Raw genomic sequence first — 14,365 nt, 5'->3', positions numbered from 1 at the left:
GCTCCTCACCCAATCATCAGCGAGGGCAGCCACGTCACCATGCCCGGGAAGATCCAGAGCAGGGCCACCATGACGATCATCATCAGGAAGAAGGGCAGGCTGGCCTTGCCGACGGTGAAGATGCTCTTGCCCGTCATCGATTGCAGGACGAACAGGTTAAAGCCCACCGGCGGGGTGATCTGCGCCATCTCCACCACGATGATGATGTAGATGCCGAACCACAGCAGGTCGATCCCGGCGTTCTGCACCATCGGCAGGATGACCGAGGTCGTCAGCACGACCATCGAGATGCCGTCGAGGAAGCAGCCCATGACGATGAAGAACAGGGTCAGCACGACCAGCAGCGCCGCGGTGGAGAGCTGCATGGAGGTGATCCATTCCGCCAGCAGGCGCGGAATGCCGGTGTAGCCCATGGCGACGGTCAGGAAGGCCGCCCCCGCCAGGATGAAGCCGATCATGCAGGAGGTGTGCGCCGCCCCCATCACGCTGTCGCGAAAGGTCGCCCAGCTCATCGTGCCGGTGACCATGGCCAGCACCAGCGACCCCAGAACGCCGATGCCCGCCGCCTCGGTCGGCGTGGCGATGCCCGCGTAGATGGAGCCGAGCACCCCGACGATCAGCAGCATGACCGGGATCAGCGACCCGGTGTCGCGGATCTTCTCCGCGAAGCTCTGGCGCGCCTCCCGCGGCGGCACCCGGTTGGGGTTCAACAGCGACCAGCCGCCCACATAGAGCATGAACAGTCCAGTCAGCACGATGCCCGGAATGACGCCGGCGATGAACAGGCGGGCGATGGACACGTCCGCCGCCACGCCGTAGACGATCATGATGATCGAGGGCGGGATCAGCAGGCCCAGCGTGCCGGCGCCGGCCAGCGAGCCGACGATCATCATCGGGTCGTAGCCGCGCCGGGTCAGCTCCGGGATGGTCATCCGCCCAATGGTCGCGGCGGTCGCCGCGGAGGAGCCGGAGACGGCGGCGAAGATCGTGCAGCCGACGATGTTGACGTGCATCAGCCGTCCCGGCAGCCAGCCCGTCCAAGGCGCCAACCCCTTGAACATGTCGGACGAAATGCGTGTTCGGAACAGGATCTCGCCCATCCAGATGAACAGGGGCAGGGCGGTCAGGGTCCAGCTCGTGCTGGCGCCCCAGATGTTGGTCGCCATGACCATGCCGACGGGGCGGGTGGTGAACAGCGCCATGGCGACGAAGCCGACGCCGGCCAGCGCCAGCGCCACCCAGATGCCGGTCCCCAGCATCAGGAGCATCGTCACCACGACGACGATGGATGCGGTCGTCTGGTCCATGGGTCAGCCCTCGCTCTGCATGCCGGCGCTTTGGTAGGACGCCTCGCGCCCCCGGATCACCGCCAGCAGGTCGTCGAGGAAGGCGATCACCAGAATGACCAGCCCGACGCCCATGGCAGCCTGCGGAATCCACAGCGGGATGGGCAGAACGCCCTGTCCCAGATCGCCGAAATCGTAGGAATCGTAGGTCATGCGCAGCCAGTACCACGCGAAATAGCCGCTGAGCGCCGTGCCGAAGCCGAGGCAGATCAACTCCACGACACGGCGGGGGCCGCCGCGCAGCCGGTCCACCAGCACACCGACGCGGATGTGCGCGCCGCGGCGCAGCGCCGGACCGAGCATCAGGAAGAAGGAGGCGGCCATGCAGTAGCCGGCCAGCTCGTCGGCTCCCGGCACCATGCGGCTGGCCAGCCGGGCGAAGACCTGGGACACGATCAGCACGGCGATCAGCACCAGGAACACCGCGCCCAGGATCTCGGCGGTGCGGTAAAGGAAGGTCAATGCGGTGCGCATGGCGCGACCACCTCCGGGTAGGGCGGGCGGGGGAGTTTTTTTTGGTGGTGGGCGTATTGCCCCCACCCCGGCCCTCCCCCGCTAACGCAGGGGAGGGAGTTTAAATCTCCTCCCCCTGCGCAGCGGGGGGAGGTTGGGAAGGGGGCAAGCGGCGCCGCTTACTTCCGGAAGGCCGAAACGATCGCCTCGCCGTCGGCGCCGGCGGCCTTGGTCCACTCGTCGGTCATCGTCTTGCCGATGGCGGCGAAGCCGTCCTTGATCGCCGGAGACGGGGTCAGCACCTTCATGCCGTTGCCGGACAGGGTCTGGTTCAGCTCCGCCGTCTTCTTCTCCCACTCGGTCCAGCCGGTGGCCTCGGCCTTGGCGGCAGCCTGCTCGACGGCCTTCTTCGTGGCGTCGTCCAGGCCCTTCCAGACCTCGGTGCTGACGAACACCATGTTGCGCGGCAGCCAAGCCTGCACGTCGTAATAGACGTTCACGAAGTCCCACGCCTTGGTGTCAACGCCGGTGGCGGCGGAGGTCATCATGGCGGTGACGATGCCGGTGCCGAAGGCCTGCGACACCTCGGCGGCCTCGATCTTGGTCGGCACGGCGCCGGCCAGCTCGGCGATGCGGGTGGTCGCCGGGTTGTAGGCGCGGAACTTCTGCCCCTTCAGGTCGGCGACCGAGCCGATCTCCTGCTTCACGTAGAGGCCCTGCGGCGGCCACGGGATCGAATAGAGGAGCTTCAGGCGCTGACGCTCCAGCTTCTTCTCCAGGTAGGGCTTGGATACCTCGTAGAGCTTCTTCGAGGCGGCGAAGTCGGTCGCCAGGAAGGGCACGGAATCGAGGCCGTAGAGCGGATCCTCGTTGGCCCAGGAGCTGATGAGCACCTCGCCGATCTGGGCCTGACCGGACTGGACAGCGCGCTTGATCTCCGGATGCTTGACCAGTGAGCCGTTGGAATGGACGGTGATCTGGATCTTGCCGTTGGTGGCCGCCTTCACGTCCTCGGCGAACTGGCGCACCGTGATGGTGTGCAGGTTCGTGTCGGGGTAGGGGGTCGGCATGTCCCAAGTCTCGGCAAAGGCCGTGACCGGGGTAGCGCAGAGGCCGATGCCGAAGGCGGCGGCGGCGAGGCGGGTCCGCAGGGTGATCGCGGTCATGTCATGAAGCTCCCTGTTCTTGTCTGAAAAGTTGCGCGACCGAAGGGGACACGCCCTCCAGCTCGGCGTTCAGCCGGTCGGTGACCAGCATGTGGCCGGGGCTGTGGGCGATGGCGAAGGGCAGGCGGGCGGCGGCGAGCGCCACCTGGGGAGTGACGCCGCAGGCCCAGAAGACGGGGACCTCGCCCGGGGCGAGCGGAACGGCGTCGCCGAACTCCGGCTGCGACAGGTTGCGGATGCCGAGCGCCGCCGGATCACCGACGTGCACCGGCGCGCCGTGCACGGCGGCGTAACGTCCGGTCACCGCGGCGGCGCGTTCCGCCTGGTCGGGCGTCATCGGGCGCATCGACACCACCATCCGGCCGGCGAAGGGCGGGACGGCCACGCAGTCCCGGTCCGTCACGTACATCGGCACGTTGCAACCGCGCTCGATGTGGCGGACGGGCAGGCCGGCGGCGAGCAGCGCCTCTTCGAAGGAGAAGGAGCAGCCGATGGCGAAGGCGACCAGATCGTCGCGCCAGACGGACAGCAAATCCTCCGGTTCCTCGGCCAGCCGGCCATCGCGGTAGACGCGGTAGCGCGGGAAGTCGGTGCGCAGGTCGAGGTCCGCGCCAAGCTCCGCGAAGCGGTGATCGCCCGGCTGCGACACGGCGAGCAACGGGCAGGGCACCGGGTTGGCGCGGCAGAAGCGCTCGAAGGCGGAGGCGACCTCGGCGGGAACGATGGCGAGGTTCGCCTGCACATGGCCCGGCGCCAGTCCGGCGGTGGGCCCGCGATGCTCTCCCCGGCGGATCGCCAGACGCGCCAGCAGGGCGGCGGATGGGGCGCCGGGCGGAAAAGCGGTGCTTGGGGTCACGGACTGCATGGCGGGCAAAACCTCGGTGACCAAACTGTTGCGTCCTAAAGGTTCACGCATCCGTCCGATCCGTCAAATTTTCATTTTTGATCGTTTGCGATAAACGGCGTTTATCAGTCGGCGCCCCGTGCCGTTGCGCCCGAACGATTTCCAGCGCCATGTCCGCGACGATGGGCACCAGAGGGTTGTCGCTGTCCACCGGGTGGCAGATGGTGAAGTCCAGGTCGGGCAGCGGGTCTTCCGCCGGGATCAGCCGCAGCAACCCCTCGGCCAGTTCGCGTTCGATCACCGCGGGCGGGATGGCGCTGATGCCGATGCCGTCCAGGGTCATCCGCACGATGCTGGCGAGCGAGCTGTTGCCGTAGAAGCGCAGCGGCGGCAGGCCGGGCCGCTTGAACATCTGCTGGATGGCCACCGACGGCTTGGTCTGGCGGGAAAAGGTGATGACCGGGTAGCGCGCCAGATCGGCCAGCCCCAGCCGCCCGGCGGGCAGGTCCAGCGACGGGCTGGCCACCCAGGCCATGGGGTAGCTGCTCAGCGCCTCGTTGCGCATGTCCGGCTCGGCCACCGGCCCCAACATGAAGGCGATGTCCAGGTCGTGCGCCAGCAGCCCGTTGCGCAGATGGATGGAGGTGTCGACCTCGATCTCCAGGCTGACCAGAGGGAAGCGGTTGTGCAGCCGTTCGATCAGGCGGCTCAGCCACGTGTGGACGATGGTTTCCGCCACGCCGAGCCGGATCAGCCCGCGCAGGGTCGTCGATTCGGCGACCGCGTGGACCAGTTCGGCCTGAAGCGTCAGCATCCGTTCGGCATGGTCCAGCAACTCCATGCCCTTCAGCGTCAACGTCACCCGCCGCGTGCCGCGGTTGAACAGCTGGACGCCCAGCTCCTTTTCCAGCTGGGCGATGCGGGCGGAGATGGCCGGTTGGGTGGTGTTCAGCCGTCCCGCCGCGGCTCGGAAGCCGCCCAAACGGGCGATCCATACGAAGGCTTCCAGGTTCTTCAGGTCCAGCATCGCCGAATCGCCCCGCATCCCATAGCCGTTGTTACAGTCTGTTACCAAATGGCTGTAGGATGGACATTAACCTGCAAAGCCTCACCTGCGATAATGGGCCGCATTGCCTTATGGCAAGATGGCGCGCTCCGGCCGGACCGGGCAGCCCCACCGGGAGTTCGATGTGACGAAACGCATAGCGCTGTTTGCGCTCCTGCTGGCCGCGCTGATCGGCGGCTATTGGTACACGCACCGGGCGGGCGGGGCCGACGCGCAGACGGCGAAGGCCGCCGCCCCGGCGGGACCGCGCGCCCTTCCGGTGGTCATCCAGACGGTCGAGAAGCGCGCGGTGCCGGAGCGGCTGGGCACCATCGGCTCGGTCCAGCCGGTGGCCGCCATCGCCATCAAGGCGCGTGTCGATTCGGTGGTCGAGACGGTCCACTTCACCGAGGGGCAGGAGGTAAAGGCGGGTGACCTGCTGTTCACCCTCGACTCCCGCGCGCTGGAGGCGCAGCTCCGTCAGGCCCAGGCGAATCTGGAGCGCGACCGTGCCAATCTCGACAAGGCCCGCGGCGACGTGAAGCGTTACGAGCAGCTCGTACGCTCCAACACCGTGGCCCGCCAGCAGTACGACGCCGCGGTCGCCGCCGCCGATGCGCTGGAGGCCACGGTGAAGGCCGGGCAGGCAGCCATCGAGGCGGCCAAGGTCTCGCTCAGCTTCACCCGCATCGCCGCCCCCATGGACGGGCGCACCGGCGCGGTGAACGCCAAGCCCGGCACGATGGTGCGGGCGGCGGACGCCACGCCGCTGGTCACGCTGACCCAGCTCCGCCCGATCACCGTCGCCTTCAACGTGCCGGAACGCCACCTGCCGACCATCCGCGCGGCGATGGAGACGAGCCGGCTGGCGGTCACCGCCGGCATTCCCGGCGCCGCCGTGCCGCCCGCCGAAGGCGTCCTGAATTTCGTGGACAGCCAGGTCGACCAGCAGACCGGCACGATCCTGGTGAAGGGCCAGTTCACCAACGCCGACACCCGGCTGTGGCCCGGCCAGTTCGTGGACGTGGTCCTGACCCTGCGGGTCGAGCCACAGGCCCTGACCCTGCCGCAGGAAGCGGTGCAGACCGGCCAGCAGGGCCGCTTCGTCTATGTGGTCAAGCCGGACGACACGGTGGAGATCCGCAACGTCACCGTGGCGCGCAGCCAGGAGGGCATCGCGGTCATCGCCGACGGGGTGCAGGCCGGTGAGCGCGTGGTGGTCGACGGCCAGTCCCGCCTCTATCCCGGCGCCAAGGTCGCCGCCGCCAAGAACGGCGGCAAGGAGGGCGTCAACGGCAAGGCTCCGCTCACCGGAGGCGCGTCATGACCCTCTCGGAGCTGTGCATCCGCCGTCCGGTGATGACCATCCTGCTGACGGCGGCGCTGGTTCTGGGGGGCCTCGCCGCCTACCGCCAACTGCCCGTCGCGGCGCTGCCGCGGGTGGATTTCCCGGTCATCAACGTCTCCGCAACGTTGCCCGGCGCCAGCCCGGAGACCATGGCGGCCTCCGTCGCCAGCCCGCTGGAACGCGAATTCTCGACCATCGCCGGCATCGACACGATCACCTCGACGTCGAGCCTCGGCAACACCTCGATCACCATCCAGTTCGTCCTGGAGCGCGACATCGACGCCGCCGCGCAGGACGTGCAGGCGGCCATCGCCCGCACCCAGCGCCGCCTGCCGGCGGAGATGACCACCGCCCCCAGCTACCGCAAGGTGAACCCGGCCGACCAGCCGGTGCTGATGCTGGCGCTCTCGTCGCCGACGCTGACGCTGTCGGCATTGAACGACTTCGCCGAAACCGCGGTCCAGCCCAAGGTCGCCACCCTGCCGGGCGTCGCCCAGGTGCAGATCTACGGCGCGCAGAAATACGCCGTGCGCGTCCAGGTCGACCCCAACGCGCTGGCCGTGCGCGGCATCGGCATCGACGAGCTTCAGAGGTCGCTGGCCGCCGCCAACGCCAACACGCCGGTCGGCACGCTGTCCGGCGCCCGCCAGCAGCTCGTCCTGGCCGCCAACCCGCAGCTTCCCGACGCGGACGCCTTCCGCGGCCTGATCGTCGCCTACCGCAACGGCGCTCCGGTCCGGCTGGGCGACGTGGCAACCGTCCTGGACAGCGTCGAGAACGCCCGCACGGCGAGCTGGCACAACGGCACCCGCGCCATCGTGATGGCGGTGCAGCGCCAGCCCGACGCCAACACGGTGGACGTGGTCGACCGGGTGCGCAACCTGCTGCCCACCTTCCGCGCGCAGCTTCCGCCCAGCGCCAAGGTGGATGTGGTGAACGACCGCTCCACCTCGATCCGCGAGGCGGTGGAGGACGTGCAGTTCACGCTGGGCCTGATCATCGCGCTGGTCGTGCTGGTCATCTTCCTGTTCCTGCGCCGCCTGACGGCCACCATGATCCCGGCCCTGACCGTTCCGGTGTCGCTGATCGCGACGGCGGGCGGAATGCATCTGATGGGCTTCTCCATCGACAACATCTCGCTGATGGCGTTGACGCTGGCGGTCGGCCTCGTCGTCGACGACGCCATCGTGATGATGGAGAACATCGTCCGCTACGTCGAAGAAGGGATGCCGCCCTTCGAGGCCGCCATCAAAGGCTCGCGGGAGATCGGCTTCACCATCATCTCCATCACCGTGTCGCTGGTGGCCGTCTTCATCCCGATCCTGCTGATGGGCGGCGTCGTCGGGCGGGTCTTCCACTCCTTCGCGCTCGTGGTGACCATGTCGATCAGCGCGTCGGCCTTCGTGGCCCTGACGCTGACGCCGATGATGTGCGCCCGCCTGCTGACCCACGAGACGCATAAGCCCAAGGAGGGGTGGTTCGGGCGCATCCTGGAGGGTGGGTTCAGCGCCATGCACCGCGGCTATGCGTCGACCTTGCGGCTGGCGTTGAGGCACCGCCCGGTGATGGGGCTCGTCATGATCGCCACGGTGGTCGGCTCCGCCCTGCTGTTCCAGGCGATTCCCAAGGGCTTTTTCCCGACGGAGGATATCGGCCAGATCACCGTCTCGACGGAGGCCGCACCCGACATCTCCTTCCCGGCCATGGCCGAACGGCAGCAGGAGGCGGCGCGGATCGTCGCGGCGCACCCGGCGGTGGCGGACATGACGTCGGCGGTCGCCATCGGCGGCAATTCGGTCAACACCGGCCGCATGTTCGTCGTCTTGAAGCCCCGCAGCGAGCGGCCGCCGGCGGGCGAGGTGATCCAGCAGTTGCGCCGCCAGCTGTCCGGCATACCGGGCTTCGCGGTCTACATGCAGCCGATCCAGAATCTGCGCATCGGAGGGCGGTCCTCCAAGAGCCAGTACCAGTACACCATCCAGGGCTTGAACCCGGAGGAGCTGTATGTCTGGTCCGGGCGGCTGGAGCGCGCCCTGAACGACATTTCCATCCTTCAGGACGTGACCAGCGACCTTCAGCTCAACAGCCCGCAGGCCTATGTCCATGTGGACCGGGAAAAGGCCGCCACGCTGGGCATCGGTGTCGATCAGGTGCGTTCGACGCTGTACAGCGCCTTCGGCCAGCGGCAGGTCTCCACCATCTACACGCCCACCAACGATTATCAGGTGCTGATCGAGCTGGCGCCGAAGTACCAGCAGGACGACAACGCCCTGTCGCGCATCTACGTGCGCTCCGGTTCCGGCAAGCTGGTGCCGCTGGACGCCTTCGCCAGCGTGCAGCGCACCGCCGGGCCGCTGACGGTCAACCATCAGGGCCAGTTGCCCGCCGTTACCGTGTCGTTCAACGTGGCGCCGGGTCATTCGCTCGGCGAGGCGGTGGACATGATCCGGCAGGCGGAGGTGGAGATGGCCTTGCCGCCGGGCATCACCACCGGCTTCGCCGGCACCGCCCAGGTGTTCGAGGACGCGCAGAAGAGCCAGGGGCTGCTGCTGCTGGCCGCGGTGCTGGTGATCTACATCGTGCTCGGCGTGCTGTACGAGAGCTTCATCCACCCGCTGACCATCCTGTCCGGCCTGCCCTCCGCGGCCATCGGGGCGCTGGCGACGCTGATGGTGTTCGGGCAGGAGCTGAGCGTCATCGCGATCATCGGCATCCTGATGCTGATCGGCATCGTGAAGAAGAACGCGATCATGATGATCGACTTCGCCATCGACGCGCAGCGCAACCAGGGCATGTCGCCGCGCGAGGCGATCGAGCAGGCCTGCCTGCTGCGCTTCCGCCCGATCATGATGACGACGGTGACGGCGATCGTGGGCACGCTGCCCATCGCCGTCGCCCATGGCGCCGCCGCGGAGCTTCGCCAACCGCTGGGCCTTGCCGTGGTCGGCGGCCTGTGCGTGTCGCAGATCCTGACGCTCTACATCACGCCGGTGCTGTATCTGTACATGGAGGACGCCGGCAACGCCGTCTCCCGTCTGTGGAAGCGCCGGTCCGCCGCCGCGCCGGAGGCGCCGCATCCGGTGCCGGGCGCGGAATAAGGGGCGAAGGCTAGGTGGCGCCGCCCGCCAGCCGTGTCACCAGCTCGCGGCTGTGGCTGGGCAGCGCGTCCAGCCGGCGGACACAGACGACCAGCGAGCGGACCGCCCAGGGGTCGGTCAGGCGCACCGCGCGGATCTTCGTGAAGCGGCGGCAGCGCTTCGCCGAGGCTTCCGGGACGATGCCGAGTCCCACCCCCTGCTCGACCATCCGGCAGATCCCGTCGAAGCCGCGCACGCGGACGCGCAGCTTCAATGGGCGGCCGGCGCGGATGGCGTGCTCGTTGATGTGCTGCTGAAGGGCGTTGCGCGCCGCGAGTCCGACGAAATCCTCCTCCAGAACCTCGCGCAAGGCGACGCTGCGGCGGTTGGCCAGCGGGTGGCCGTGCGGCGTGACCAGCACCATGCGGTCGGTGCGGAAGGGAAAGACCTCCAGTCCCGACAGGTCGGCGTGGTCGGACACCACCCCGGCGTCGGCCAGCCCCTCCGCCACCGCCCGCACGATCTCGTGGCTGGGCCGTTCCTCCAGGTCGATGTCGATGTTGGGGTGAGCGGCGAGGAAGGGTCCCAGGGCCTCGGGCAGGAATTCGGCCAGGGCGGCGGTGTTGGACAGCAAGCGGACATGCCCTTTCAGCCCCTTGGCGTAATCGCCCAGTTCGCCGCGCATCCGTTCGACCTGCTGGAGGAGGAGGCGGGCGTGGTGGACCAGAGCCTCCCCCGCCGGGGTCGGACGGACGCCCCGCCGCCCGCGCTCCAGCAGCGGCACGCCGAGCGTCTCCTCCATCCCGCGGATGCGCGCGCTCGCCGAGGCGAGGGCGAGGTGCGTGCGCTCCGCGCCATGGGTGATGCTCTCCGCCTCCGCCACGTTCAGGAACAGCCGCAGGTCGGTCAGGTCGAAGCGCATGGGCGGGGTCTCCGGCGGAGCATCAGCCTTCGTCCATCCCGAAGGCTGACTGCGTGACATCCACATTGCCGTACTGCTCGGCAGAGCTTCAAGTGGCATCAGATCCCTCTCCCGTCCCGGGAAAGGGTGCCTGCGAAGCGGGCGGGTGAGGGTCGCGCAAGGATCAAGGAATTCATCCTCGGCGGCACCCTCACCCTTCCCACGCATTGCGTGGGCCCCTTCCCTCTCCCGAGGCGGGAGAGGGGATTTGGCATGAGGTTGCCGTGATGACCGACCTTCCCCTCCTCATCGTCGCCGCCATGGCCCTGACCTTCCTGCTGGCTGGGTTCGTCAAGGGCATGATCGGCCTGGGCCTGCCGACCGTCGCCATGGGTCTGCTCGGCCTCGTCATGCCGCCCGCCGAGGCGGCGGTGATCCTCATCGTGCCTTCGCTGGTGACGAATCTCTGGCAGCTGGCCTTCGGCCCCGGCCTCGGCGCCACCATCGAGCGGTTCTGGCCGATGATGCTGGGGATCACGCTGGGCACCTGGGCCGGGGCGGGGCTGCTGGCGGGCGCCTCGTCGGGGCAGGCCGCGGCGGCGTTGGGCGGGGCGCTGGCGCTCTACGCGGTGGTCGGGCTGGTGAAACTGCCGCTGCGCGTGCCGCCGCCGGCGGAATCCTGGCTGTCGCCTCTTGTCGGCGTGGCGACCGGAGTGGTGACGGCGGCCACCGGCGTTTTCGTCATCCCCGCCGTGCCCTACCTCCAGGCACTGGAGCTGGAGCGGGACCGGCTGATCCAGGCGCTCGGCCTGTCCTTCACGGTGTCCACGCTGGCTCTGGCCGCCGGGCTGGCGCAGCACGGGCTGTTCGACGGCACGCTGGCCTGGGGCTCATTGGCCTCGCTGCTGCCGGCCCTGGCCGGGATGGCGCTCGGCCAGAGCCTCCGCCGGCGGGTGCGGGCGGAGGTGTTCCGGCGCTGTTTCTTCCTCGGCCTGCTCGCGCTCGGGCTGTTCCTGATGCTGGAGCACCTGAGGTGACTTACTCCGCAGCCGTGCCGTGCGCCACGGCGTCCGGGTCCTTGTGGGCGAACCAGCGCTTGAATCGCCGGGACAGCGCGTCGAGGTAGGTGAGGATCACCGGAACCACCAGAAGCGTGAGCAGGGTGGAGCTGATGAGGCCGCCGATCACCGCGTGGGCCATGGGCGCCCGCTGCTGAGCGCCCTCGCCGATGCCGAGCGCCAGCGGGATCATGCCGAAGATCATCGCCATGGTGGTCATCACGATGGGGCGCAGGCGGATGATGCCGGCCTCCACCACCGCGTCGCGCAGGTCCACCCCGCGGGCGCGGGCCTGGTTGGCGAAGTCGACCAGCAGGATCGCGTTCTTGGTCACCAGCCCCATCAGCATGATGAAGCCGATGGCGCTGAAGATGTTCAGGGTGGAGCCGGCGACCAGAAGACCCAGGAACACCCCGACCAGCGACAGCGGCAGCGACATCATGATGGCGATGGGCTGCAGGAAGCTGCCGAACTGCGAGGCCAGGATCAGGTAGATCAGGATCACCGCCAGCAGCAGCGCCTGGGTGGCGTAGGCGGACGTCTCGGCGATGTCCTTGGTCGAGCCGCCGAAGACGATGCGGTAGCCCGGCGGCAGCTTGATCTCCGCGATGGCCGCCTGAAGCTCCTTGCCGGCGTCGCCCGCCGGGCGGCCCTGCACGTTGGCCTGGACGTTGACCTCGCGCGACAGGTCGCGGCGGTTGATCTGCGAGGCGCCGAGCGTCGTCTCGACCCGGCTGACCTGCGACAGCGGCACCATGCGCGGCGCCCCCTCGGCGTCGTTGGAGCCGGTCAGGTAGATGCGGTCGAGGTCGGCGCGGCCCACCCGGTCGTTTTCCGGCAGGCGCACCAGCACGTCGTAGGTCTCGCCGTCCGGGGCCTTCCAGGTGGACACCTTGTCGCCGGCGAAGAGGGGACGCAGCGTGTTCGCCACCTGCGCCGTGCCGACGCCGAGGTCGCTCGCCAGATCGCGCTCCAGCCGCACCGACAGGGTCGGCTTGGCGGCCTTCAGGCTGACGTCCACGTCGACGAAGCCGCGGATGCCGGCCATGGCGGCGGTCACCTGCTTGCCGATGCGGTCCAGCTCCGCGATGTCGCGGCCCTGGACGGACACCTGGATCTGCTTCTGCACGCCGCCGACGCCGGGGATGCCGATGCCGATCTGGACGCCGGGGATCGCCGACAGCCGCTCGCGCAGCGGCGGGGCCAGGGTGTTGGGCGTGCGCGTGCGCTGGTCGATCGGCTTCAGCCGGACATAGACGCTGCCCCGGTTCTTGCCGACCGACGCGCCCGTGTTGACCGTGGAGTAGGTGTAGGCGACCTCCGGAAATTCGCGGATCGCCGCCTCCACCTGCCGCAGCTTGGCCGCCGTGTAGTCGAGGGACGAGCCGACCGGCGTTTCCACATCGACGATGGATTCCCCGAGGTCGGCGGCGGGCACGAACTCGACGCCGATGCGCGGCACCAGGAAGAAGCTGCCGACGAAGATCCCGAGCGCCATCAGCAGGACCAGCCAGCGCCAGCGCAGCGCCCAGCGCAGCGTCCGGCCGTAGATCCGCGCCAGCGCGTCGAAGGCGCCCTGGAAGCCTGCCGCGAAGCGCCCGAAGACGCCGCGCCCATGCCGCCCGTGGGCCGCCGGGTCGTACCACAGGCTGGACAGCATGGGGTCCAGCGTGAAGGACACGAACAGCGAGATCAGCACCGCCGCCGACACGGTGATGCCGAATTGCAGGAAGAAGCGCCCGATGATGCCGCCCATGAAGGCGACGGGCAGGAACACCGCCACGATGGTCAGCGTGGTCGCCAGGACGGCCAGACCAATCTCCTTGGTGCCGTCCAGCGCCGCCTGCCGGTGCTCCTGGCCCTTGGCCAGATGGCGCATGATGTTCTCGCGCACCACGATGGCGTCGTCGATCAGGATGCCGATGGCCAGCGACAGCGCCATCAGCGTCATGGTGTTCAGGGTGAAGCCGAAGGCCGCGAGCACGCCGAAGGTGCCCATCACCGCCACCGGCAGGGTCAGCGCCGTGATCACCGTGCTGCGCCAGGACCCCAGGAAGACCATGACGATGGCGATGGTCAGCACGCCGCCCTCGACCAGCGTGCGCTGCACGTTGGTGAGCGAGTTGGTGATCCCGCGCGAGGTGTCGCGCACCACCTCCAGCGCGACGTCGGAGGGCAGGGAGCCGTCGCGGCGCAGCTCGTCCAGCGCCTTGTAGAGGCCGCGCGCCACCTCCACCGTGTTGGAACCCTGGATCTTCACCACGTCGACGGCCAGCGCCGGCTGCCCGTTGAACAGGGCGACGGACTCCTGCTCCTCCTGGCCGTCCAGCACCTCGGCGACCTGGCGCAGCCGCACCGGCTCGCCGCCGCGGCGCGTCACGATGATGTCGAGAAGCTCCCGCGGGTTGATGACGCGGCCATCGACCTGGACGACGCGCTCCGCCCCGTTGCCCGAGACGGTGCCGGCGGGAATGTCCTGGTTCTCGTCGCGGATCGCCTTGAGGACCTGATCGACGCCGACGCCCAGCGCCTCCAGCCGTTCGGGGCGCAGCCGCACCTGGACCTGCCGCTTGACCCCGCCGGCGATGGTCGCCCGCCCGACGCCGCGCACGTTCTGCAGGCGCTTCAGGACGATCTGGTCGGTCATCGTGGTCAGGTCGCGCAGGGACCGGATGTCCGACTTGACCGCGAGGGAGAGGATGGGCTGGTCGTCCGGGTTGAAGCGGGTGATCTGCGGGTCCTTCACCTCGTCGCGGAATTTGGGACGCAGGGCCGACACCTTCTCGCGCACGTCCTGCAACGCCTGGGTGGAGGCGGTCTTCAGGTCGAACTCGGCGATCACCACCGACTGGCTCTCGTAGGAGCGGGAGGTCAGAGTCTTGATGCCGGCGATGGTGTTGACCGCGTCCTCGACGGGACGGGTGACGTCGGTCTCGACCGATTCCGGGCTTGCGCCGGGGTACTCGGTGGAGATGACGACCAGCGGGAAATCCACATCGGGAAACTGGTCGACGCCCAGCCGGTTGTAGGAGAACAGGCCCAGCACCATCAGCGCCACCATCATCATGGTGGCGAAAACGGGGTTGTCGACGCTGATGCGGGTGATCGGCATGGCGCGGCCCGCTCC

10 protein-coding genes are annotated in these 14,365 nt (G+C 68.8%); 3 read left to right on the top strand and 7 right to left on the bottom strand.

The window, feature by feature from the left end:
* Nucleotides 1–5: 5 nt before the first annotated feature.
* The 5 genes from DS837_RS12485 to DS837_RS12465 form a co-directional block, all read right to left on the bottom strand.
* The gene (locus tag DS837_RS12485) at nucleotides 6–1,307 is read right to left on the bottom strand and encodes a TRAP transporter large permease (RefSeq protein ID WP_149165048.1); all 1,302 of its coding nucleotides are present in this window, start codon (nucleotides 1,305–1,307) and stop codon (nucleotides 6–8) included.
* Between the two features lie 3 nt (nucleotides 1,308–1,310).
* The gene (locus DS837_RS12480; RefSeq protein WP_149165047.1) at nucleotides 1,311–1,820 is read right to left on the bottom strand and encodes a TRAP transporter small permease; all 510 of its coding nucleotides are present in this window, start codon (nucleotides 1,818–1,820) and stop codon (nucleotides 1,311–1,313) included.
* A 158-nt stretch (nucleotides 1,821–1,978) separates the two neighbouring features.
* A complete protein-coding gene (locus DS837_RS12475; RefSeq protein WP_149165046.1) occupies nucleotides 1,979–2,965 on the bottom strand; it encodes a TRAP transporter substrate-binding protein in 987 nt (328 codons plus the stop codon).
* A gap of 1 nt (nucleotide 2,966) precedes the next feature.
* On the bottom strand, nucleotides 2,967–3,830 hold the full coding sequence (locus DS837_RS12470; RefSeq protein WP_149165045.1) for a putative hydro-lyase: 864 nt from the start codon (nucleotides 3,828–3,830) through the stop codon (nucleotides 2,967–2,969).
* 43 nt (nucleotides 3,831–3,873) lie between these two features.
* Nucleotides 3,874–4,836 (bottom strand): LysR family transcriptional regulator, encoded by a 963-nt coding sequence (locus DS837_RS12465; RefSeq protein ID WP_145623572.1) that lies wholly within the window; start codon nucleotides 4,834–4,836, stop codon nucleotides 3,874–3,876.
* 163 nt (nucleotides 4,837–4,999) lie between these two features.
* Between DS837_RS12465 and DS837_RS12460 the strand changes: the two genes are divergently transcribed.
* A complete protein-coding gene (locus DS837_RS12460; protein WP_247889900.1) occupies nucleotides 5,000–6,181 on the top strand; it encodes an efflux RND transporter periplasmic adaptor subunit in 1,182 nt (393 codons plus the stop codon).
* Nucleotides 6,178–9,300, top strand: a complete 3,123-nt coding sequence (locus tag DS837_RS12455) for an efflux RND transporter permease subunit (RefSeq protein WP_149165043.1) — start codon at nucleotides 6,178–6,180, stop codon at nucleotides 9,298–9,300. The genes DS837_RS12460 and DS837_RS12455 overlap by 4 nt, the downstream gene beginning before the upstream one ends.
* A 10-nt stretch (nucleotides 9,301–9,310) precedes the next feature.
* On the opposite strand, the gene DS837_RS12450 is transcribed toward DS837_RS12455, so the two are convergent.
* The gene (locus DS837_RS12450) at nucleotides 9,311–10,201 is read right to left on the bottom strand and encodes a LysR family transcriptional regulator (RefSeq protein WP_149165042.1); all 891 of its coding nucleotides are present in this window, start codon (nucleotides 10,199–10,201) and stop codon (nucleotides 9,311–9,313) included.
* Nucleotides 10,202–10,467: 266 nt separating this feature from the next.
* Here DS837_RS12450 and DS837_RS12445 point away from each other — a divergent pair, with 266 nt between their 5' ends.
* Entirely contained in the window at nucleotides 10,468–11,217 is a 750-nt protein-coding gene (locus tag DS837_RS12445) for a sulfite exporter TauE/SafE family protein (protein WP_149165041.1), read from the top strand.
* Between the two features lies 1 nt (nucleotide 11,218).
* On the opposite strand, the gene DS837_RS12440 is transcribed toward DS837_RS12445, so the two are convergent.
* Nucleotides 11,219–14,350, bottom strand: a complete 3,132-nt coding sequence (locus tag DS837_RS12440; protein ID WP_149165040.1) for an efflux RND transporter permease subunit — start codon at nucleotides 14,348–14,350, stop codon at nucleotides 11,219–11,221.
* Nucleotides 14,351–14,365: the final 15 nt, after the last annotated feature.

The sequence above is a fragment of the Azospirillum brasilense genome (assembly GCF_008365405.1).
GTDB classification, from domain to species: domain Bacteria; phylum Pseudomonadota; class Alphaproteobacteria; order Azospirillales; family Azospirillaceae; genus Azospirillum; species Azospirillum brasilense_D.
This window is presented reverse-complemented; position numbering and strand designations above follow the sequence as displayed.

Coding starts and splice junctions, on each gene's coding strand:
- DS837_RS12470 (WP_149165045.1), bottom strand. CDS start 3,830: ATGCAGTCCGTGACCCCAAGCACCGCTTTTCCGCCCGGCGCCCCATCC.
- DS837_RS12440 (WP_149165040.1), bottom strand. CDS start 14,350: ATGCCGATCACCCGCATCAGCGTCGACAACCCCGTTTTCGCCACCATG.
- DS837_RS12475 (WP_149165046.1), bottom strand. CDS start 2,965: ATGACCGCGATCACCCTGCGGACCCGCCTCGCCGCCGCCGCCTTCGGC.
- DS837_RS12485 (WP_149165048.1), bottom strand. CDS start 1,307: ATGGACCAGACGACCGCATCCATCGTCGTCGTGGTGACGATGCTCCTG.
- DS837_RS12455 (WP_149165043.1), top strand. CDS start 6,178: ATGACCCTCTCGGAGCTGTGCATCCGCCGTCCGGTGATGACCATCCTG.
- DS837_RS12445 (WP_149165041.1), top strand. CDS start 10,468: ATGACCGACCTTCCCCTCCTCATCGTCGCCGCCATGGCCCTGACCTTC.
- DS837_RS12480 (WP_149165047.1), bottom strand. CDS start 1,820: ATGCGCACCGCATTGACCTTCCTTTACCGCACCGCCGAGATCCTGGGC.
- DS837_RS12465 (WP_145623572.1), bottom strand. CDS start 4,836: ATGCTGGACCTGAAGAACCTGGAAGCCTTCGTATGGATCGCCCGTTTG.
- DS837_RS12450 (WP_149165042.1), bottom strand. CDS start 10,201: ATGCGCTTCGACCTGACCGACCTGCGGCTGTTCCTGAACGTGGCGGAG.